Raw genomic sequence first — 22,077 nt, forward strand, 5'->3', positions numbered from 1 at the left:
TAAAATCCTCGGCGTTCGCCCAGTGTCAGGGCTCTTTACCGGTGCAAGGATTGCCAGGCCGTAACACTGGGCGAACTCCACTACTGACGAAAGTTGTATACAGAATCTGCAAACAAAAAGGGCGACTTTGCAGTCGCCCTTTTTTATTGTTTTCGATCAAGTCGAAGCTTGCATACCGGTTTTGCCATGCTGCCCCTGCAAGCGCTTGAGTGTCTGCTGGTACATTTTTGTACGGCGATGATCCTTGCCATACGTGCCTGCCGCCGCGACGGTGCCGGCCTGGATGTGATCCAGATAGCGGAAAATCTTCCGCGGCGAGAGGAACCTGACGCCATAGCCCAACCCGACCATTCGATCCTGAAGCGTGTAACCAGGCACCTCCTCATCCATGCAGAAGTGCAGCCCGAGCGACTTCATCAAACGCGCATTCCACAGCGTACAGAAACTTTTCAGATGCGTTTCTTTATACGGGCGTGGTGGTTTCGAACGCAGGCGGAAATGAACTTTTAGCCGACGAACATGATGTTTGCAGAACCGCGAAGTTAACCGCCAGGTATCACGCAGTAACCCACGATCAAGTTGCTCAACACAACCGACCGCCACCATGTCCGCACTTTTCGTGCATTCGCGCATCATCATCGCGAACACTTCCATGTCGTAGACAAAGGTATCGGTGTGCAGCAGAAACAAATAATCGGTCTCAACTTTCGCCAAGGCCAGATCCAGCGCCTTGCCATGGGCAATATGCCCCATTTCCTTACCGGGCGACGGCCGCTCGATCAGATTGATCCAGTCCAGCGAACGCAAATAATCGAGGCTGGCATCCGCCGAATCGTTATCCACCACCCACACTGGAATGCCCTGCGCCTGAACATGCTCGCGCAACAGCTCCAGACACATGCGGGTAATGTCCGGGGTCTTGTAATTGACCAGAACGAGACTGAAGTTGGGATGCGGCAGGGTAGGCAGATCAAAGGCTTTCATGTCGGAGGGACTCATCCACGGCTCAAGACGACAGGTTGATGAGCCGGGATGCTAGCGGGGGAAGCTTAGGTGAAGCTTAATTTGGGAGGGTTGGACCTGCGGGAATATGACGACTTATACGGTTGGAGATGACTACCAGACCTCTCCATGCGATTGTCAGGTTCCGAAGTAAAGCTCATCCAGTTGGCGCTTGCGGATTGCCAGGTATTCGTCCCATACCTTGGGAAAATCCTCATCTCTGGTTAGCGGAAAAGTCAGGTAGATGTGTTTTCCGACAACACTGACGTACTGGCGCGCACGTTTGAAGGCCGGCTGTTCGTATACTGAAAGGCTTTCGTCGTAAGCGTCGTGATGGTGGCGAATCGTTACTAGATGAGGGGCAATCATCTCTCGCGCAAAATCGATTACCCAGCCGCCGTCTATGGCCGTACGCAAATAGCCGTAAACACCATCGACCGAGAGCAGGATGCAGGTGTTGGCTTGGTTGCCGTCCCAGTCGTTCGCCAGAACAATCTGATCTGCGAAGTATTTGATCGTCTGGTTATCCGGACCCTGTAGAAGCAAGCTCCAGCCCTCGACGCCCATGCGAAACTCGCCGTTGTTTTGAAAGGTTGCGGTCCATCGATTGGCAAGCGTTATCTGACGGGTATTCATTGGCTTTTCAGACTCGAGATTTCCGACTTATGGTGTCGGATAAACCGAAACAAATCGGCTTTACGTTTTAACAGATGTTAAAAATTCAAAGAAATAGACGACCTTGGTTGCTCACATTTCATCCATGCAAACCCGCCGCTTTGCACGCTTCGACGAACGTGGCGCCTTTTTTGTCCATGGCAGTCTTGACCATTTGATTGGCTTTCACCAATGCAGCGGTGGGCTTGGCCCATTGCTCTGGTGGCAACGCCTCAGACCATGTCTGCACTTGCTCCGGAAGGGTAGGCCGCCCTTTGCGATGCGCCCATTCGGCTAGCATGTAAGGCATCTTCCAGAAGCTCAGCACGCGCCACATGTACCAGCGGCGCAGTGGCCAATGGGATTTTTTCGAGTAACCGTAATGCTCGCGCTGCTCGGGCGTCAGTTCGTCGCCACCCTCGTCCAGCGACCCCATCGCGCGTGCGTCTTCGCGTTCGATTTCAAAAGTGTGTAGGCCTTCGTACGGTTTGAGCCGATCACCGGATGGAGTCAAACCCAGTGCCTTGAGCATCGGGTTTGGAGCATCTACCAACTGACCGTCTTCCATGTAATTACGAATTGAAGTCCACATCCCTAAAGCATGTGCATCGCTGGGTTGTGATAGCAGGAGGAATTGCACTTTGTCCTGCTCCTCATCCTCCAGACCCATGCCGAACGTGTACTGGCGAGTAGCGCCATAACTGGTGACGCCCTGAGTGTTGGAGACCCAAGCGACGACGCTTTCCCAAGGTACGATGAGGACGTGGCGGGTTTTGCTGTCGACGTAGCAGACTTCGCGGCGTTGGCGGTTGAAGCGGACGGGGTAGGTTTTTGCTGCTTTAAAGACGCCGGAGAGCATTCCGTATAAGTACGCACCAAGAGGGAGAATAAACAGTAGAGAGCCACTAGCAAAAACCAGTAACGAGTCACCAATTAGGTCGACGAACCTTCGATCTATTCCGTGAGGGCTGAAAAGTGCGAGCCAAGCACAGATAAGCACCGGAGCAATGAATGCTGTCGTCAATGCCATCCAAATTCCAGCGGCAAGTATTTTTCCTTGTTCAACCATTCCCCAATTACTTCCACCGAGTTCCAGGAATACTTCGTTCATCCCTGAAAAATTCCGGCGAGAGGATTGAGTTTGTCCTGTATAGACCGGTAATGGCGATAGAAACAAAGTTTCATTCATTCCACGGACGCGGACTTCTCCAGCCCTTGGCCTCTCGCTACGGATGTCCGCTGCGGCTTCAGAAGTAGTGAATTTAGCGCCGCGCTTGAAAAGGCTTTTAAGCATCGATGGTCCCCAAATCTTCTTTTTTGAACAATATGAATTGGGATTTACTTATGCCAATCGGCAACGAGTCAGCAGAATCAAGCTTAAAGACACCGCGCGTTGGATCGCGCCTATAAGGTGAGCTAATAATATGCAGGTCACGGAGCACAAAGCAGGTTTCGTGCATTACGTCACGTTCAGCTTCCAATTGATAAGCGATGGTCAATGCCAAGGAAAAATCTGTGGTCTGCAATGAGTCACTGATCGGCAAATGAATTGTCAACGCTTCGCTGCCTTTACTGGCTACGACTAATCGACTAATCCAAGTTGTCGTGCACTCCCGCCATCTCAAGGGAAATGGGCCGGGCGCGTAACCCCCTTTCTTTGGAACATCGCGATATTGCTGGTACGCTTTCAATTGCAATTTTCGAGTATCCATTTCCTGCGTGCTAACGCCTGGAATTATAAGCTTCAGATAGGTCTGCTTGGCATCACGAATCATTTCACAAGTAGGTTTTTGCACGACCTTTGCCAGTTCGTTCCATTCGTCCTGCATGCTGCGATTCTTAGTTTTGTTCCCCCAGACGCTGGTCTCCATCCATTTTTGCAAGTCGTCCAGATTAAAATAGTTGTATAAACCCTCGCCCACCAGTTGCAAAGCAGTCGCGATCAGACCAATCAAGTTGGCGCGTGCGCCAATCGCCATAATTCTTGGACTCGCCTCTGCCCAAGCTAAAGCACGCAGTTCAGTCGGGCTTTTCATAATGTTAACAACGATTGAACTTGTACGTGTGGCAGCCCATGTATTTGTACCTACTAGTATTGAGTCACCACTGATTTGGAGGGTTGTAGCTCCTAATTCTTTGTAATCGCCTTTAGCCAAGGCCTTGCCCCATTGAATGGAGTGCTTGCCCAAGTCAATAGAGGCGGAAATCGCGCCGAAACTGAAAGCGCCTACACCGGCGACGCCCGTCCATCGGCCCAAGCGGCTAAGGGTATTGACCTTGCCTGTAGCACTAACCATTTCCGATAAATGAGCTTGAAATATTGTTACCGCCAAGCCTTGTACCGTAGCAAAACCAGCAGCCGAAAAACCTACGAGTGACTCAAATAGGTTCCACCAGTCAGATAGCGACGGAACATCTTTTTTACTCATTGAACTTATCGCTTCAATAAACCTCTGCCCCTGAATCACAAACAACGCAAACGCGATCCCATCCCCCTTCGACCTCATGACCCCTGCGAGCGGCTTATTGAACGTCCCTGTAGCCCGGAAGTCTCGTACGGTCCGGCCCATCTCTGCCCGCAATTGCGGATCCAGACCTTCGATCACCGTGCCGATTTTTGCCGGGCTGTCTCCGCCTACAGTCAACGCATCGCAGAGCCTCTGTTCCAAAGGTAACAGCGAATTTTTGATTTGGGCAATCCGTTGGTTGTACTGCGTTTCACTGCCCGGCATGGCGGAGCCGGTGGTTTGCCGGGACAATTCGCGATTGCGCAGCTTGTAGGTTTCCTTCAACTGGCCGCGCAGGTCCAACGCCTGATCTCGGGCAAGGTTGAAGGCGTTGATTTCGGCGGCAGACGCTGCACGCAATGTCAGCCCTTGCCGGGAAAACTCTCGCAGTAACTGTAAACGCGCAGGCGCTCCGATTTCGCGAATGTAGCTGTTGGGATCGACGGTCTGTGCACGCGCGAAGGTTACGTGAGCTTTGTCCAACTGATCGGCAATTTTCATCTGTCGAGCAGGGTTATAGGCCTCGTCCAGCAAGCTTTGCATGCCCATGAACTGAGTGTTCAGTTTGGCGTAGTTGGGCAGGCGCTCGGTCATCAGACTGTGGAACTGATTGGTCAGGACGTTGACGTTGGCCAGGTTTTCCTTGGCGGAGATCACGTTGATCGAGAAACTGCTCAAGTCCGCGAGTTTTTTTGCTACGTCGACTTGTGCGGCCAGAGTCAGCGTGTCCAGCCCAGGTACGACGGTCAGCAGATTGGCTTCCATGTAAGCCGCAAGTTTCGCGACGGCCTTCGGGTCAGCACACATGGCGGCGACACAGACGAATTCAGTCTCCAGGCGATGCTTGATTTGCGCATCGAGCTTGAAATCGTAGTACCAGGCGGCTCCGTGGAAGTAGCCACTGGTAAACATCGTCAGGCGATCATCACGAATGTTCTTCAACCGTCCGTGCCAGTGACTCAGCAGTATTTGCTGTTTGAGGAGAAATGCCTCCATCTCCGGTCGGTTAACCAAGTCATCGACGCCACGCTGACCGAGCTCCTTGCCATGCAATGCGTACCAGCTTTGCAGGCTCAGTTTATTCAAGGTGTCTTGATGTTTACGGTATAACGGATTGCCCAGCGAATCCGTCATGTCCATATAAGCACGGGCATAAGGATCCTTTTCAGCCATTTTTCGCCAGTGCGCTTCGTCTCCATAGATCCCCGGATCTCTGTTATCCCGGCGAACCTTCAGATACTCATAAATCTTGTTCTGCTGCTCTTCGTTGGTGTCATCTTTCAACGACTTGATATCAGGGTCTGTTTTGCTCAGAGCGTCAAGTCGAGGCCCGTTGACGTCGTAGAGCGACTGTATGTAAGAGCCAGTAAGGTATTGAGCCTGGCATCGTTCATCAGCACTCCATTGTTCAATCCAGTCAGCCACTTTCAACTGCGCACTGGCCAGATCACGCATCACGCCAATGTCGTCTCGTAGCACCAGAAACAGGTAGTCGTTCTTGTACGGGCCTTGCACGTTACTGGTCAGACTTTCAATGGTGGTTTGCTTGAAGAGTGGCTGATCCTCCCAGTGATAAGCCACGCTTTCCTGCTGATTCGAACCCTCTGGTTTGGCATCGGATCGAGACTGATCCTCCTTGACCTCGGCCAGCCAGCTCTCCGCCTGCTGCTTACTCAGCAAATGCTCGCCACCCTTTTCCGGGCAGGCGCTTGTCAACTCGAGCTGCTGCATCAAGCGTTTGCGCTCATCCTTGGAGTTGAGCACTTGCGAGCATTTAAAAGCTGTCCACTGAATCTCGGAATAACTGGCGTAAAGCGTGTGAGATCGAGTGAAAATCAGATGCGGTTCCCCGACTGAACTGGTCCGAGTGTCGGCCGATACTTCCTGACTGTTCCACAGCAGCTTGGTGATCTGGCCTTTCTCGATCCGGTATTCGTGCAAGTAACCGGTGGTGCCATTGATGATGTACAGATACCCATCGCGCAGCAAACGAATGCCCAGCGGCTGGCTTTTGGTTTTGTACGGCATGGACACCTCGGCAGCTGGATCGAGATGTTGGACCAGGCCATAGCGCAGAGGCAGCAGTTGCACCTTCTTGTTCATCAACGGGCACACACCCATCGGCACTCGGGTGTCTTTCGCCGGCTTGGCCATTGCGGCGGTGTTGGCGCTGGGTTCAGGCGGTTGTTGAGTCGTCACGATTGGCTTCCTTGTCGATCGGCGGCACGGCGTTCGGCCAGTTCTGCAGCGCGCTCAACGCGTTTCAGTGGTGCTTCAGACGTCGATTGCGCGAGTAGCTGAACGATGTCGGGATGATTAGTGACCGGCTCACCAGCGAGATAACCGAAAATGTTCGCATAGAGGGTGATTTCCTGTTCAGAAGCGAAACCCTTTTGATAGGCATCATCCGCGAGTGCTTGCGCATAGGGCCGACGATCTTCAGATGCAAAAGTCGCCATGAAGTCCGCAAAGTACGTATGCAAATGCTCATTTAGATCAGATATGAAGTTACGAAATTCTACTTCGCCCAACGCAGTGAGTTCTTCATCCGTCAAACGATAGGTCTCGGGTTCGGCTATAGCGGGTCGGGGGCAAATGTGTTGATGCCAGTGGATGCCAACTCCGTCCGGCAGGCAGAGATGTCTGACCGGTCCGAACCATTTCGCGCTGCCCTTTTTTTCTGCCAATGCAAACAGCTGGTGCATGACCGCAGGGTCGGCAATACGGGGCATGACCTCTATGCCACTCGGGTGCTTCACGCTCAGCAAGTGACGCCAATGGCCCCACAACGAATGCGCATCTGCGTCGCTGAACAGCAGATAACCCCACTCCTCAGCCGCATGTTCTCTGAAGTACGCCAAGAGCGGATCGCTGGCACCTTTAAGCTCGATCAGGTAGGGCGAAATATCTGACAACTCCTGCCAGCGAGTGGACTGATACAGGTTGTAGGCCTGGTTATCCCACTGAAACAATTGCCGCGCGAGATTTGGAACACTGACGCCATCCAGCAGCAAATAAGCTGGGGTTTCCCATGGCAGATCAATCGGAAGTGGCGGTAGCTCGATCATTTACTGTAGCTCCCTTTGCGCAGCCTGTTTGGCGGCTTCGCACACCGCACAAATCGGCTTCTTCTGCATCAACGCCTGCCGCTGCGCTGGCACCAGCAACTGCCCGGCTTTATCCGTATCAGCTTGCTTCAACGGCCCCGGCATCAACGGCGCAGCACCGGTCCCACTGCCCGGGCTGCCACCGGAATTCATATTGATCACCGGCCCGCTCAGGGTCACGCCGCCGGCGTCGATCTTGATAAAGCTGCCGCCGCCGACCAGGGTCAGTGCCGCACCAGCTTCCATCACCACTTTCATGCCGCTGCTCAGGTGGATTTCCTGGCCGGCGTCGATGAACTGGCCGGTGCCGATTTTGATGTGCTGATTCACACCGACGGTGAGGTGGTCGTTGGCGCGGGTTTCGACTTTGCGGTCGGCGTAGACGGTGTGGTGTTCTTCGGCTTTGAACTCGGTGTAGCTGTTTTTTTCGACGGTGTCGTGGCGTTCGTTGCCGACGCGGATTTTCTGGTCGTGCTCGATGTTCTCGTCCCAGTCGCGCTGGGCGTGCAGATAGATCTGTTCCTGACCTTTCTTGTCTTCGATGCGCAGTTCGTTGTAACCACCGCCGCCCATCGAGCTCAGGGTCTTGAAGGTGCTGCGGGTCTTGTTCGCCGGCAGTGGATATGGGACGGTGTTTTCTTTGTGGTACAGGCAGCCGCTGATCAGCGGTTGATCGGGGTCGCCTTCAAGGAAGGTCACCAGCACTTCCATGCCGATGCGCGGGATGGCGATGCCGCCGTACTGGGCGCCGGCCCAGGCGCTGGAGACGCGCAGCCAGCAGCTGGTCTTGTCGTCGGCCTGACCCTCGCGATCCCAGTGAAACTGGACTTTGACCCGGCCGTATTCATCGCAGTGGATTTCTTCGCCTTTCGGGCCGGTGACTACTGCGCTCTGGCTGCCGAGGATGCGCGGTTTCGGATGGCGTAGCGGCGGGCGATTGGGCACGTCCCACGGCGTGGCCTGGAAGCGGTTGCGGTAGCCCTGGTGGAAATCGTCTTTCAATGCCGTAGTGTCGCTGGTCACCGACTCCTCAAGCACTTGCGGTTGCTTGCCTTCATGCAGGACTTCAGTGAGCAGCCACAGGTCGTTCCACTTGGCTTTCGGGTGTTCGGTCAGAGCGAGAAAGTGGCCGCTGACCAGCAGTGGCTGATCACTCTTACCTTCGGCGAGCTGGAAGTCGCTGCGATGGCGTTCGAGGGCGCGTTTGGCCAAATGTTTGCCGCGCTCGCGGTCGATGAAGCGGCCCGGGTAATCGTAGTCTTCGAGGTCGGGCAGGGCGTCGCCACGGTTTTCGCTTTCCAGGGTCAGGCGCGGTTTTTCGAAGTCGTAGTCGCGGCGGGTGGTGCGGCTGGTGCGGGTTTCCAGGCGCAGGTCGAAGCGCTTGATCACCGGGTTGCTGGCGACCATGCCCGAGTCTTGCTGATAAGGCACAGGGGCCAGTTTCGGGAACACCGTCTGGTCGTCGCCGAAAACGAGCTTGTGCACGTTGGCGCTGTGCTGGAAGTGGAAGTGAATGCCTTCTTCCTCGCACAGGCGCTGGATGAAGTGCAGATCCGACTCGTCGTATTGCACGCAGTAGATGCGCTCGGGATAGATCGAGCCGGTCTTGAATTCGTAGGCGTTGCCTTGAATGCCGTGATCTTCCAGCACCTGACCGATGATCTTCGGCACGCTGAGGTTCTGGAAGATGCGCTGGTTGATGCGGTGCGCCAGATACGCCAGTTGCGGGCGCAGCGTCACCGAATATCGGGTCAAGCGCTTGCCGGAATCGCCTTGCGCGGCGCGGTAGATCTGGCCATGAATGCCGCTGCCATCGGGCGACAGCTGCAGAAAGGCCGGTTTGTGCAGCAGGGTTTCGAGGTCCAGCGACGGCTGCTCACTGACCAGCTCCACCTCGAAAACAAAAGGCTGGCTGATGGCTTCCCGGCCGGTGAGGGTAAACACCTGAAAGTCGGCGGAAAGCCCTTCGATGGTCAGGGCAAAGTGGGTTTCATTGGCCGGCGCGAACATCCCTTGTTCCTCGTGCTGTACAGCGGCGCTCGTCGACGGCCGCAAAAAAGCGGCTCAACGTACGCGAAATTCTGGAGGGGCGTAAACAACATCGACCAGCAGAGCTGGCCGATGCGTGTAACGGTCAGCCGTAATTAAACGACTGGAGCACGCCAGTCATCGGAACCCGAAGTACCGGATACTTCGTGGGTCCAGGTGATTTTGCGGTAGGTGAACTGCACTTCTTCCAGGTGGGTGAAGTGCGCGTTGCCTGGATCCTGGCAGTTGTGCATTTTGTTGTTGATGGCGACGATGATCGCGTCTTCCAGTTTGGTGGTGTAGTAGTGCTCTTGGGTGCCTTGAGCCGAAGTGCGGTACCACTGGATAACGATTTCGCTCATGCGCTCGCCGGAAGTCAGAGCTGCTTGAAGCAGTGGCGAAGCCTTGTCGTAGACCTTGGTGATCACAACTGGCTTGTGTACGCGCTGACCGGTTGGCTGACCGGATTGCGGGTCACGCGGGATGATCACGTCGTGGGTGAAAGCCTGAACCATGACCTGGTCTTCGTGGCCTTCCTGGTAGGTGTTGCCAACGGAGTCGGCGGTGAAAGCGCCGGCAGTGATCAGGCCTTGTTTTTCGCCGGTAACCGACATGTACGCTGGTGTTGCCATGGGGTGCTCTCCTTGCGGATAAAGTTAGGGTGCCCGGAGGCGAAATCGCCCGGTGGGTGGCTGAGAGTTATCAAGTAGCGTGCCAGGTTCTGCGTGGTGCCCGGGTGGCGGGGGCGCCACGGTAGTCGGTGATCATTCGCGGCGTTTTTCACCGGGATAACCGGGAGAAAGTGCGCAAGAAGTTGCGCAGTACTGCGCAACTTCTTGCGCACTTGGCTGCAGGGCTTGCGCCGCTTGGGCTGCAGGGCAATTTACCCCTGAAATATTACGACCTACCGCGCAACTTCTTGCGCAGTTGGGTATTTGCCGGGACTGCGGTGTTGCCTTCGCGAGCAGGTTCGCTCCCACAGGGGATTTGTGGTTTTGTCCCGAACCCCAGTCCATCCGCAAAACCTGTGGGAGCGAGCCCGCTCGCGAAGGCGTCTTTCCAGTCACATCATCGGCGACTGTTACACCGCTATCGCGTTCAGGCTCACTCCTACAGTAGAACGGCGCAAATTCAGGTCAGTTTGATCCGCAGCACTTCGGCACATTCCTCAATCGACCGCCGTTGCGTTTCGGCGTACAACCCCAACTCATCAATGGTCGAACGCCCCAGCGCCTGTTCGAAAGCCTGGCGATTGGAGTGTTCGGCGTAATGCGTCTGCGCAGAATCGCCGAGGTTCGACTGAAAAATCCCCGCTGCGCTCACCGGCAGGAAATCTTCGTACACCAGCGGCTCCGCTTTCACGTAGCCATCGCGCAGCAAGTCCTCCAGGGACGATTCGCCAAGTCCGTACGCCGCGATGCCCTTTTCCGTAGCGAAATAACGAAAGTACGCCAGCCCCTGTTCGCGCATGCCCTCGATGCTGTCAGGAAATTCCGCAAAGTGCTGAGTCATCAGCGCGTCGTAGCGTGCGGCATTGGCTTCGTTAGGGAAGTCGCCCAATTCATCGCGAGCGGCATTCAACAAGCGGTCATACAACGCGCGACCCTTCGGCGTGAGGGCGGCGCCGCGTTGTTCGATTTCGCCGAAGCGCGCGCTGTGGCTGCCACGGGTTTCGGGCTGATCGGTGAAGGCGATCGGCTCGTCCAGCGCCTTGAAACTGGTCTGGCGCAGCAGGATCGGGCAGTTGCGGCGCGGTGGGCCTTCGATCACCGCTTTTGGTGTAATGCCATGGGCAGGCATCTGCTCCTGCACGGTGTCGATGTCCAGCGTGCGCGGCGTAAGGTGATTGATATGCGGGCCTTTGAACGCAACGACATCGGCGATCAAGCGGTGCTGGGCGCTGAGTTTCTGGTACTGCGCGGCGCTGACGGTGGCGCTGTGGTGCCAGCGAAAAGTCTCCAGTGCCTGTCGGACGAATTCTGCGGCCTCCGCTTCATTCAGCCCGCCTGCCGTTTCCGCCTGATCAATCAGGCGCAACGCGGAGTCGGTAAAGATCGAACGACGGGCCAACACCGACTCGGCAAACTCACGTAGTTCAGGATCTTCAATCAGCTCCAGGCGCAGCAACGAGGTAAACACGCGAAACGGGCTGACCTGCAGCGCTTCTTCATGCACCGCGCGAAACGCCGTCGAATGCACCGGCACACCGGCCGGCGTCAGGTCGTAATAACCCACCGGTTGCATGCCCATCACCGCGAACAGGCGGGCGAGGGTAGCCAGTTCGCTCGCGGTGCCGACGCGGATAGCGCCGTGGCGTTCCATGTCCAGCCGCTCGATTTCGCCGGTGCGCTTGAGCTGTCCGGCGATGTCAGGCTGACGTGCCAGCACTTCGCGATTGGTTTTCTCCACCAGTTCCATCAGCGCGCCGTACAGCGGCACCTCTTCGCGGTACATGTCGGACATCGCTCGGGAGAAGCGTTGGCGGATCAGGTCGGGGCTGACGAACGGCTGCACGGTCATGAAAAAAATTCCTGCCACGGTCACGAAATGGATGTCGGAAAAGATCGCAGCCTTCGCCCACGCGGGCAAACGAAGAATCCTACGAACTTCATTCTGCCAACGACTGATCCACCAGCTCGATCCAGTGCCTGACCGGCGTGCGCCCGGCGCTCGCCAGATGGCTCTGACAGCCCACATTGGAAGTGACGATCAACTCAGGCCGGCCGCTTTCCAGAGCGTTGAGTCGCTGGTCACGCAGTTGCCGCGCCAGCACCGGTTGGGTCAGCGAGTAAGTGCCCGCCGAGCCGCAGCACAAATGGCCATCCGGTACCTGCGTGAGGTTGAAGCCGAGTCGGGTCAGCACGGCTTCAACCGCGCCGCCAAGTTTCAACGCGTGCTGCAACGTGCACGGGCAATGCACGGCGATGCGTCGTTCGCTGGCGGCGCACACTTGCTCCAGCGGTTCCTCGGCGATGATTTGCACCAGATCCCGAGTCATTTCGCTGATCCGCCGTGCTTTCGAGGCGTAGATCGGGTCGTCCGCAAGCAGATGCCCATAATCCTTGATGAACGCGCCACAACCGCTGGCCGTCTGCACGATGGCTTCGGCGCCATTCTGCAAGTGCGGCCACCAGACGTCGATGTTCTGTCGAGCGCGGTCGAGACCTTTGGCCTGGGCGTCGAGGTGATAGTCGAGCGCGCCGCAGCAACCCGCCTCGCTCACCGGGGTGACGCTGATGCCCAGACGATCGAGCACCCGCGCCGTCGCGTCATTGGTGTTCGGCGACAGACCCGGTTGCACGCAACCTTCGAGCAACAACACCCGGCGCGCATGCCGTGGAGCAGGGCGCGGTCCTGTAACGGCGACGTGCTGCGGCAATTTGCTTTCCAGCAGGCGCGGCAGCAGCGGTCGAAAGGTCGCGCCCATGCGCAGCAAGCCCTTGAACAAACCGGGATTCGGCGCCAACGCACGCAAGCCTTCACGCAGCAAGCGCTGAGCGGCCGGGCGCGGCACCGCGCTGTCGACTACCGCACGGCCGATGTCGAGCAGGTTGTGATAATCGACGCCGGACGGGCAGGTGGTTTCGCAGTTGCGGCACGACAGGCAACGATCCAGATGCAGTTGCGTCTGCTCGGTGGCCGGTGCGCCTTCCAGCACTTGCTTGATCAGATAAATGCGCCCGCGCGGGCCATCGAGTTCATCGCCGAGCAATTGATAGGTCGGGCACGTCGCGTTGCAGAAACCGCAATGCACGCAGGTGCGCAGGATCTTTTCCGCTTCGCCAGCCCGGGGCAATTTTCGCGATTGCTCGCTGAGGGTGGTTTGCATGGCTAGACCTCCGCGTACATGCGTCCGGGGTTGAACAGCCCTTGCGGGTCGAGTTGCGCCTTGAGTTGCCGGTGGTAGCGCAGTAGGGTTGGCGCCAAGGGTTGAAACGGCGAGTCGGTGGCACCGTGGGTAAAGCACGTTGCATGGCCGCCCAAGGAATGGGCGAGTGCGTGAATCTCAGGGCTTTCGGATTTCACCCAGCGTTGCGCGCCGGCCCAGTCGATCAGTTGCTCGCCGGGCAGCTCGAGCGGGCCGAGATTGTTCGGCAATGACAGGCGCCACAGCGGCAAGCCTTCGTCGAAAAAACTCAGGCGCTGTTCGTTGAGGTCGCGCCAGAAAACCGAGTCCAACGGCTCACCACCGAGGCGTTGATGCGCCGCCGTCACCGAACCTTCGCCGCCTTCCAGACGCAGGTACAGGCTCCGGCCATCGTGGCACGCAGCACTGATCGGCAGCGGTTGCTGGCCCCATTCGGCAAGTTTGCTCAAGGCCCGAGTGCAGTCGATATCGAGGCGGATGCTCAGGCACTGGCGCGGTTTCGGCAGGACTTTCAGCGACACTTCGGTGAGCACGCCGAGGCAACCGAAACTCCCGGCCATCAGCCGCGACAGGTCATAACCGGCGACGTTTTTCATCACTTCGCCACCGAAGCGCAGATGCTGACCGAGGCCGGTGATCACCCGCGTGCCGAGAACGAAGTCGCGCACCGAGCCGGACCACGGCCGGCGAGGTCCGGACAGTCCCGTGGCGACCATGCCGCCGACCGTGGCGCTGTCGGCAAAGGACGGCGGTTCGCAGGGCAACATTTGCCCGGCCTCATCCAGCGCCGCAAGCAGCTCGGACAACGGCGTGCCGGCACGTGCGGTGACCACCAGTTCGGTCGGATCGTATTGAACGATGCCGCGATGAGCACGGGTGTCGAGCACTTCGCCGGCCACCTCGCGGCCGAGAAAGGCCTTGCTGTTGCCGCCCTGAATCTTCAGCGGCGTGGCATTGGCCCGCGCGGCGTTGACCTGATCGAGCAGGGCGTTGGCGGCGTCGAAATCAGCCATCAGAATCGCTCCAGCTCGGGGAAGGGCAGTTGCCCGGCGTGAATGTGCATCGCGCCGAATTCGGCGCAGCGGTGCAGGGTCGGGATGTTCTTGCCGGGATTGAGCAGGCCCTGCGGATCGAACGCGGCTTTCACCGCATGAAACAGCAGTAGCTCGTCGCTGTTGAACTGCGCGCACATCTGATTGATTTTTTCGCGGCCGACGCCGTGCTCGCCGGTGATGCTGCCGCCGACCTTAACGCACAGTTCGAGGATCTTGCCGCCCAATGCCTCGGCGCGATGCAGCTCCCCCGGCTGGTTGGCGTCGAACAGAATCAGCGGGTGCATATTGCCGTCGCCGGCGTGGAACACGTTGGCCACGCGCAAGCCATATTCTTCGCCGAGGCTGGCGATACCTTGCAGCACAGCGGGCAATTCGCGGCGCGGGATGGTGCCGTCCATGCAGTAATAATCCGGCGACAACCGGCCGATCGCCGGAAACGCGTTTTTGCGCCCGGCCCAGAAACGCACGCGCTCGGCTTCGTCCTGGGCCTGGCGCACCTCGGTGGCGCCGGCCGCTGTCATGACTTCCCGTACGCGCTGGCAATCGTCGTGCACGTCGGCTTCGACGCCGTCGAGTTCGCACAACAGAATCGCCTCGGCGTCGACCGGGTAACCGGCGTGGATAAAGTCTTCGGCGGCGCGAATGGCCAGGTTGTCCATCATTTCCAGACCACCCGGAATGATCCCGGCAGCGATGATTTCGGCAACCGCGCGGCCGGCCTTTTCCACTGAATCGAAACTGCCGAGCAGGACCTTGGCGACTTGCGGCTTGGGCAACAACTTCACCGTGACTTCGGTGATGATCCCCAGCAGGCCTTCGGAGCCGGTGAACAAGGCGAGCAGGTCGAAACCGGCTGAATCGAGCGCCTCGGAGCCCAGCGTCAGGCGTTCGCCCTCGATGGTCAGCACTTCGATTTTCAGCACGTTGTGCACGGTCAGGCCGTACTTGAGGCAATGCACGCCACCAGCGTTTTCCGCGACGTTGCCGCCGATCGAACAGGCGATCTGCGACGACGGATCCGGTGCGTAATACAAGCCAAATGGGGCCGCCGCCTGGGAGATAGCAAGATTGCGCACCCCCGGCTGAACCCGCGCGATACGTGCAGCGGGGTCGATGTGCAGGATGTTGTTGAACCGCGCCATCACCAGCAGCAGGCCCTTTTCCAGTGGCAGCGCGCCGCCTGACAATCCAGTGCCGGCACCCCGCGCGACCACGGGCACGTTGTTCTGATGGCAGAGTTTCAGCAGGGTTTGCACTTGCTCCAGACGCCGGGGCAGGGCGACCAGCATCGGCGTGGTGCGGTAGGCGGAGAGACCGTCGCATTCGTAGGGTTTGAGTTCTTCCTCGCGCCAGAGGATGTCCAGGTCCGGCAGGGCTTGTTGCAGGGCCTTGAGCAATTCGCCCTTGTTCACCTCGGGCAACGGACCGTCGAGGCGTTCGTCGTAAAGGATGTTCATGGGAACGCCAACCTTCTGTCTCCGCTGATCGTTCCCACGCTCTGCGTGGGAATGTAGCCCGTGACGCTCCGCGTCACTGGACGCAGAGCGTCCCCTGAGACATTCCCACGCAGAGCATGGGAACGATCAGTTGCGCAACCTGAGGCATTGCGAATATCCACCTTCATCGCTGTCGTTCCAGAAATTCCCCGTACAGCCGCGCGGTATTTCCCGGCTGTTCGACCATCGGCATGTGCCCGACGTGATCCCACACATCCACTTCGAGATTGGCGATGCCTTTGCTCCACACCGGCACGCTGCTGACGTCGATCAGGCGATCCTTGCGTCCCCAGAGCAACAGCGCCGGGCATTTGATCTCGGCCAGTTTCGGTTCCATCGGCGGGCTGGCGCGGAAGTCGCGGAAGATTTCTTCGAGCTCGTCACGTTGTTGCTCATAGCGCTGGGCGACGGCGTCCAGCACCAGCTTCGGTACCCACGGCGGCGACTCCATGGTCATCGCGTAGAAGCGCTGAAATTCTTCGCGGGAGTTGATCAGGAACGGATTGTGCCCGCGCGCCAGATGGCGCTCCATGTCGCTCGGCTCCGGTGCGGTGACGCCGGCCGGGTCGATCAACGCCAGCGAGGCGATTCGCTCCGGATAGGTCGCTGCCAGCCACGCGGCAATGTAGCCGCCCATGGAGTTGCCGATGACGTGGACTTTCTCTACGCCGCAGACATCGAGCAGCTGAATCATGCGTTTGGCCTGAACCGCAATGTCGTAACCGCCGCCAGCCTTGAAGCCGGTTTCGCCGTGGCCGGCCAGATCCGGAATGATCACCCGATACTGACGGACGAAGTGCCGGGCGCAGCGCAGCCAGAGGTTTTTGTCGGCGCTGAAGCCGTGCAGCATCAGGATCGCGCTGGACGCCTCGTACGGCCCGCCTTGCCAGGTCGACACGGTCATCTCGGCGATCGGCACTTCGATCTTGTGCAATTTGTACAACCTGGCCTCGCTGGCCATGGCCAGGTCGTACAGCCAATGGCCAACCGCCGGATAACTCAGCCAGCTCCAGGCCACGAAAACCGCGAGTGCGACAAACAGCAAAAGCATCGACGTCTTCCTTTTACGTTTTCAGGACAAAATATGGTCGGCCGGTTTCAGCGCCCGGGTCAGCAGGTGATAGCTGAAACTGAAGCCGGGAAACATGGCGATCACATGACCGCTCTTGCTCTGGTACCAACTGTGGCAACCACCGGACTTCCACACCGTGCGCTGCATTTCCCGGTGGATCATTGCAGTGTAGGTACGTTCTGCGTCACGGCGCACTTCGATGCTGCGCAGGCCTTTGGCCCGTACGGTGTGGATGCAGTCGAGGATGTAGTTCATCTGCGATTCGATGATGAACAGCGCCGAAGTGTGGCCAATGCCGGTGTTCGGCCCGGTGACGATAAACAGGTTGGGGAAATCCGGCAGGCTGGTGCCGAGGTAGGCGCGCGGGTATTCGGCCCAGACATCTCTGAGTTGCACCGCGTTTTTGCCGCTGACCGGGTAGGAAATCACCCCGTCAGTGGCGTCGTAACCGGTGGACCAGACGATCAGATCAACATCGAGATGCTCGCCGCCCACGGTATTGATCCCGCTTTCGTCGATCGAAGCGATGCCGTGCTCGCGACTGTGCAACGTGACGTTGGCGCGGCTCAGCGCCGGGTAGTACGTGCTGGACACCAGCACCCGTTTGCAGCCGATGGTGAAGTCCGGGGTGAGTTTCTGCCGCAGCAGCGGGTCTGGAACCTGACGCTTGAGGAACCGCAGCGCATGTCGCTGGACCAGATGAATCGCCGGTCTCGAGTATTTGAAGGCGATCACCCGGGTTTCGAATTGCCAGTAGATCAGCCAGCGCAGCAGCTTGTACGCCGGCTTCAGACCGAGCAGCCAACGCTGAAAACGGCCGAATTCACGATCGGCACGCGGCAGCACCCAATGCGGCGTGCGTTGGAACACATGCAGATGTTCGACCTGGGGTGCAATCGCCGGAATCACCTGGGCGGCGCTGGCACCGCTGCCGACGATCGCCACGCGTTTACCGCGATAGTCGTAGCTGTGATCCCAATTATTTGTGTGAAAAGTCTTGCCTTGAAAGCGATCCATCCCGGGAAAGCGTGGGATGACCGGCTGACTCAATGGCCCGGAAGCATTGATCAGGAATTGGGTTCGGAAAGTACCTCGGGCGCGGGTGTGCACCAACCAACGCTTTTCCGCTTCGTCCCATTCGACGCGCTCGACATCGGCCCCTAGTTCCACGCGCTCGCGTAAACCGAACTGCTCGATTACCTGTTCGGTGTAGCGCCGCAGTTCTGCCTGTTCGGCGAACATCTGCGACCAGCGGTAGGGCGCGAATGACAGCGAATACAGCGGCGACGGCACGTCCACCGCTGCGCCGGGGTAGGTGTTCTGGCACCAGGTGCCGCCGAAGAAGTCGCGTCGTTCAAGAATGCGAAAATCGTCGATTCCGGCCTTGAGCAGGTTGACCGCCGCGCACTGGCCGCCGAAACCGCTGCCGATGATCAACACAGCGTAGGTATGCATGTGCCCCCTTCTTATAGTTGTTTTTCCATTTCCCCTCTTTCATTTATAGCCAACTCTGGGCCGCGCGTGCGGCGCTGATAGCGCTCTATTCAGGCCGCTGGCCGGTGATGGCTATTTAGCGGCGCCCTGATAGACTCCGAACACATCCGTGTCGGGGTGTAACCATGCATCGCGCGGTCGAGGCCCTTATGGGAAATACGCGAGGAAAGGGACTTTCACTGGCCAGGAGGCTTTACAGGTCGCGGGTGTTCGGGCTGCTGCTCGGGCTGATGTGTGTCAGCGTGGCGATGCACGCGCTCGATCCGCCGCTGTGGGTGTGGGGCGTGATGCTGTTCAACGGCCTGGTCTGGCCGCATCTGGCCTTTCTATGGGCGCGAAGCTCGAGCGTGCCGTTTCGCGCCGAACACCGCAATTTGCTGATCGATGCATTCATGGGCGGCTTCTGGGTCGCCGCCATGCAGTTCAATCCCTTGCCCAGCGCAACCACGATTTCGATGATGGCGATGAACAACGTCGCCATTGGTGGTGGGCGGTTTTTGCTGGCGGGCACGGCGGCGCAGCTATTGGGCATCGGCGTCGGGCTGGTGGTGTTTACGCCGGCGTTCATCCCGCCAACAACGCCGCTGCAGCTGTACGCCTGTTTGCCATTGCTGTTGCTGTATCCGCTGGCGCTGGGCTGGATCTGCTTTCGTCAGGCCTCGACCCTCGGTCGGCACAAGCGTGAGCTGCTGGCGTTGAGTCGCACCGACAGCCTGACCGGCCTGCTCAATCACGGCGCGTGGAAGGATCAACTGGACCTCGCGTTCCAGCGCTGCAAACGCCAGCAGCAGGGCGCGGCGATTGCCTTGATCGACATCGATCACTTCAAGGCGATCAATGACACCTATGGGCATGTCGCTGGCGATATCGTCCTGCGCCAGTTGAGCAAACTGCTCAAACAGAATCTGCGCGCCACGGATGTGGCCGGGCGATACGGCGGGGATGAGTTCTGCGTGATCCTGCCGGAGCTGCCACTGTTCAACGCCGCTCAGGCCATGGAAGCCTTGCGCGAGCGTTTCGCGGTGATGGGCTACGAGCAGAACCCGGCGTTGAAGGTCAGTCTGAGCATTGGTCTGGCCGCCTACGACCCGAGCCATGCCGACGCCACGCGTTGGCTGGATGAGGCCGACCAGGCGTTGTACGAAGCCAAGGCCAGTGGGCGCAATCGGGTGATCTGCAATAGCGACAATAAACCGAGGCAGGCGCTGCTGGATTCGGTTTGACGGGGGTTGCTGATGCCTGTGGGAGCGAGCCTGCTCGCGAAAGCGCTGGGTCAGGCGGTATCAATATCGTTTGCCACGACGCCTTCGCGAGCAGGCTCGCTCCCACCGGGGTATGTGTTGTCGGTTAGATCAGTGTCGCATCCGCTATAGAGCCTCGCGCCGATGTCGGTTACGGTTGAAGTCCCCCGACACGAAACAAGGACTGCTTCATGACGTTCTCATTTCCCCGCTCACTGCTGGCCGCCAGTCTCGGTCTGTCCCTCGCGTTCTCGGCCGTGAACGCTTGCGCCGAACCGCATAAACAAGTGCTCGCCGATGCCGAGCAGTACCAGCCCGAAGCCCTGAAGTTACTGGAACGACTGGTCAATATCGACTCCGGTTCCGGTTATGAACCGGGTCTGAAACAGGTCAGCGACATCGCCATTGATGAGCTGAAAAAACTCGGCGCAACTATCGAACTGGTGCCGAACACCCCGGAAAAATCCAACCACGTACTGGCCACGCTCAAAGGCACCGGCAAGGCGAAGATCCTGCTGATGGCGCACATGGACACGGTGTTCAAGGAAGGCTCCGCGGCCGCGCGGCCATTCCACATCAAGGACGGCCGCGCGTACGGGCCGGGGGTGATGGACGACAAGGGCGGCATCGTCGCCGGTATCTACGCGCTGAAAGTGCTGAAGAACCTCGACTTCAAGGACTATGCGCAAATCACTTTCCTGCTGGACGCCAGCGAAGAAACCGGCTCCGACGTCGCCACCGACCTGATCAAAAAAACCGCCAAACAGCACGACGTCACCCTCAACCTCGAACCGGGCCGCCCGGCCGATGGTCTGGTGGTGTGGCGCAAGGGCAGTGCGACGGCGCTGGTCGAAGTCAAAGGCAAGGCCGCCCACGCCGGCGTCGCGCCAGAGTTGGGACGGAACGCGGCGATGGAAGCGGCGCATCAGATTCTGCAACTGGGCAAGCTCGGTGATGAGGCGAAGAAGACCACCATCAACTTTACCGTGCTCAAGGCCGGTGATCGCACCAACGTAATCCCGGACCAGGCCACGGCCAAGGCTGACGTGCGCGCGGCAGTGCCGGAGGAATTTGATCGCATCGAGAAGGATCTGGCGCGGGTCTCGCAGGACAAGTTGATTGCCGATACCGAGGTGAAAACCTCTCTGCAGCGCGGTTTGCCGCCGATGCCGCAGACGGCTGAGTCGGATCGCTTGATGGCCATGGCTCAAGGCATTTACGGCGAAATTGGCCGCAAGCTCACCGAGGAGGGCAGCGGCGGCGCGGCGGATGCCAGTTTGTCCGCAGGCGTAGGGACGCCGACGCTGGATGGCTTCGGGATTGTCGGCGGCAATATTCATACGCCGGAGGAATACGCCGAAGTGGCGAGCGTGGCACCACGGATTTACTTGTTGTCGCGGATGATCATGGAGTTGGCGAAGCCGCGGTGAAGCAGTGATCATTCCCGGTTCAGCCCCGCAGCCGCAGACGCTTTCGCGAGCAGGCTCGCTCCCACAGGGGACCGCATTTCAACTGTGGGAGCGAGCCTGCTCGCGAAGGGGTCGGTACAGCGTATGCATCACTCCTTGACGCTCATGTATTCCTTGGCCCAGAGAATGTATTCCTCCGGTTGGGTATAGGTGTGGGTCAACTCGGTCGCGCTCAGATCGGAGGCCTGGGTGAAGATCTGCCGCTGTTCGCGCAGGCTGTCGTACGTTGCTTTGATCGCGGCGAAGTAGGCGCCATGGCCGTCGATGGTCACGCGCACGCCCAGTTCGGCCAGGCGCTTGTCGTCGCGCAGGGCCGGGTTGCCGTAGGTGACCAACATCAGCGGCACGGTCAGATGTTCGGCGATCTGTTCCAGCTGATCGAAATCCTGCACGCCGACCATGCAGATACCGTCAGCGCCCGCCGCCTGATATTGGCGGGTGCGGCTGATGATTTCCTGGTTCGGCAGAATGCCGGCATTGGTGCGGGCGATGATTGCCATTTCCGTATCGACCCGGGCTTCCAGCGCCGCGCGGATCTTGCCGACGCCTTCGGCCACGGTGATCAGGTCGGTGGATTTGCGCCCGAATTGCGCGGGCAGAAGGGTGTCTTCGATGGTCAGTGCAGCGACGCCGGCGCGTTCCAGTTCGACGATGGTGCGCATGACGTTAAGGGCGTTGCCATAGCCGTGGTCGGCGTCGGCGATCACTGGCAATTGGGCGACGCGGCCAATGCGCGTGGCCTGTTCGGCGAATTCGCTGAGGGTGATCAGGGCGAAGTCCGGCGCGCCAAGCACCTGCAGAGAGGCCACGGAACCGCCGAGAATACCCACTTCAAAACCCAGGTCAGCGGCGATGCGGGCGGACATCGGGTCGAACACCGAAGCCGTGTGGTAGCAGGTGTCGGAGGCCAGCAGCTGACGGAAGTTACGGCGCAAATCTTGATGGGAAAGCCTGGTCATACGAGTTCCACCAATACATAAGGAATGGAAAGGCTTGAGCAAAGGTGTCAACGCCGAAGAATGAAAAGGCTATCACGCGAATGGGTCAAGAATCATGACGAATTTGCGCGGCAGGACTGGCGGCT

16 protein-coding genes are annotated in these 22,077 nt (G+C 58.6%); 2 read left to right on the forward strand and 14 right to left on the reverse strand.

The genetic code is table 11. The features are described from left to right. Positions 1-156 precede the first annotated feature (156 nt). From BXA01_RS26470 to BXA01_RS26530, 13 genes are all read right to left on the reverse strand, one after another. Positions 157-984: a glycosyltransferase family 2 protein gene (locus BXA01_RS26470; protein WP_076567440.1), complete on the reverse strand. Its 828-nt coding sequence runs from the start codon at positions 982-984 to the stop codon at positions 157-159. A gap of 156 nt (positions 985-1,140) precedes the next feature. Then, positions 1,141-1,638, reverse strand: coding sequence for a hypothetical protein (locus tag BXA01_RS26475; RefSeq protein WP_076567442.1), 498 nt, complete (start codon positions 1,636-1,638; stop codon positions 1,141-1,143). A 118-nt stretch (positions 1,639-1,756) separates the two neighbouring features. After that, complete coding sequence (locus BXA01_RS26480) at positions 1,757-2,767, reverse strand: DUF6708 domain-containing protein (protein WP_231990999.1); 1,011 nt, start codon at positions 2,765-2,767, stop codon at positions 1,757-1,759. Positions 2,768-2,942: 175 nt separating this feature from the next. Further along, positions 2,943-6,362, reverse strand: coding sequence for a toxin VasX (locus BXA01_RS26485; protein WP_076567445.1), 3,420 nt, complete (start codon positions 6,360-6,362; stop codon positions 2,943-2,945). Further along, positions 6,359-7,231, reverse strand: coding sequence for a DUF4123 domain-containing protein (locus tag BXA01_RS26490; RefSeq protein ID WP_076567448.1), 873 nt, complete (start codon positions 7,229-7,231; stop codon positions 6,359-6,361). Before BXA01_RS26490 ends, BXA01_RS26485 begins: the two co-directional genes overlap by 4 nt. Next, positions 7,232-9,280, reverse strand: coding sequence for a type VI secretion system Vgr family protein (tssI, locus tag BXA01_RS26495; protein WP_076567449.1), 2,049 nt, complete (start codon positions 9,278-9,280; stop codon positions 7,232-7,234). A gap of 134 nt (positions 9,281-9,414) precedes the next feature. After that, the gene (locus BXA01_RS26500) at positions 9,415-9,930 is read right to left on the reverse strand and encodes an Hcp family type VI secretion system effector (RefSeq protein WP_007949952.1); all 516 of its coding nucleotides are present in this window, start codon (positions 9,928-9,930) and stop codon (positions 9,415-9,417) included. Between the two features lie 499 nt (positions 9,931-10,429). Further along, positions 10,430-11,818: a 2-oxoadipate dioxygenase/decarboxylase HglS gene (gene hglS / locus BXA01_RS26505; protein WP_076567450.1), complete on the reverse strand. Its 1,389-nt coding sequence runs from the start codon at positions 11,816-11,818 to the stop codon at positions 10,430-10,432. Between the two features lie 88 nt (positions 11,819-11,906). Further along, entirely contained in the window at positions 11,907-13,127 is a 1,221-nt protein-coding gene (gene glcF / locus BXA01_RS26510; protein WP_076567452.1) for a glycolate oxidase subunit GlcF, read from the reverse strand. Between the two features lie 2 nt (positions 13,128-13,129). Further along, positions 13,130-14,179, reverse strand: a complete 1,050-nt coding sequence (glcE, locus tag BXA01_RS26515; RefSeq protein WP_076567455.1) for a glycolate oxidase subunit GlcE — start codon at positions 14,177-14,179, stop codon at positions 13,130-13,132. Next, positions 14,179-15,678, reverse strand: a complete 1,500-nt coding sequence (glcD, locus tag BXA01_RS26520) for a glycolate oxidase subunit GlcD (RefSeq protein ID WP_076567458.1) — start codon at positions 15,676-15,678, stop codon at positions 14,179-14,181. Before glcD ends, glcE begins: the two co-directional genes overlap by 1 nt. Positions 15,679-15,841: 163 nt before the next feature. Further along, a complete protein-coding gene (locus BXA01_RS26525) occupies positions 15,842-16,768 on the reverse strand; it encodes an alpha/beta fold hydrolase (RefSeq protein WP_056784590.1) in 927 nt (308 codons plus the stop codon). Positions 16,769-16,789: 21 nt separating this feature from the next. Next, entirely contained in the window at positions 16,790-18,244 is a 1,455-nt protein-coding gene (locus tag BXA01_RS26530) for a flavin-containing monooxygenase (protein ID WP_076567461.1), read from the reverse strand. Positions 18,245-18,432: 188 nt separating this feature from the next. Here BXA01_RS26530 and BXA01_RS26535 point away from each other — a divergent pair, with 188 nt between their 5' ends. Continuing rightward, positions 18,433-19,506 (forward strand): diguanylate cyclase, encoded by a 1,074-nt coding sequence (locus BXA01_RS26535; RefSeq protein WP_076567464.1) that lies wholly within the window; start codon positions 18,433-18,435, stop codon positions 19,504-19,506. 209 nt (positions 19,507-19,715) lie between these two features. Further along, the gene (locus BXA01_RS26540; protein WP_076567467.1) at positions 19,716-20,954 is read left to right on the forward strand and encodes a M20/M25/M40 family metallo-hydrolase; all 1,239 of its coding nucleotides are present in this window, start codon (positions 19,716-19,718) and stop codon (positions 20,952-20,954) included. Between the two features lie 128 nt (positions 20,955-21,082). Here the strand turns inward: BXA01_RS26540 and BXA01_RS26545 are convergent, their stop codons facing one another. Continuing rightward, a complete protein-coding gene (locus BXA01_RS26545; RefSeq protein WP_016774123.1) occupies positions 21,083-21,952 on the reverse strand; it encodes an isocitrate lyase/PEP mutase family protein in 870 nt (289 codons plus the stop codon). Positions 21,953-22,077 lie beyond the last annotated feature (125 nt).

The sequence above is a fragment of the Pseudomonas sp. B10 genome, assembly GCF_900156235.1.
In the GTDB taxonomy this organism is placed as follows: Bacteria; Pseudomonadota; Gammaproteobacteria; order Pseudomonadales; family Pseudomonadaceae; genus Aquipseudomonas; species Aquipseudomonas siliginis.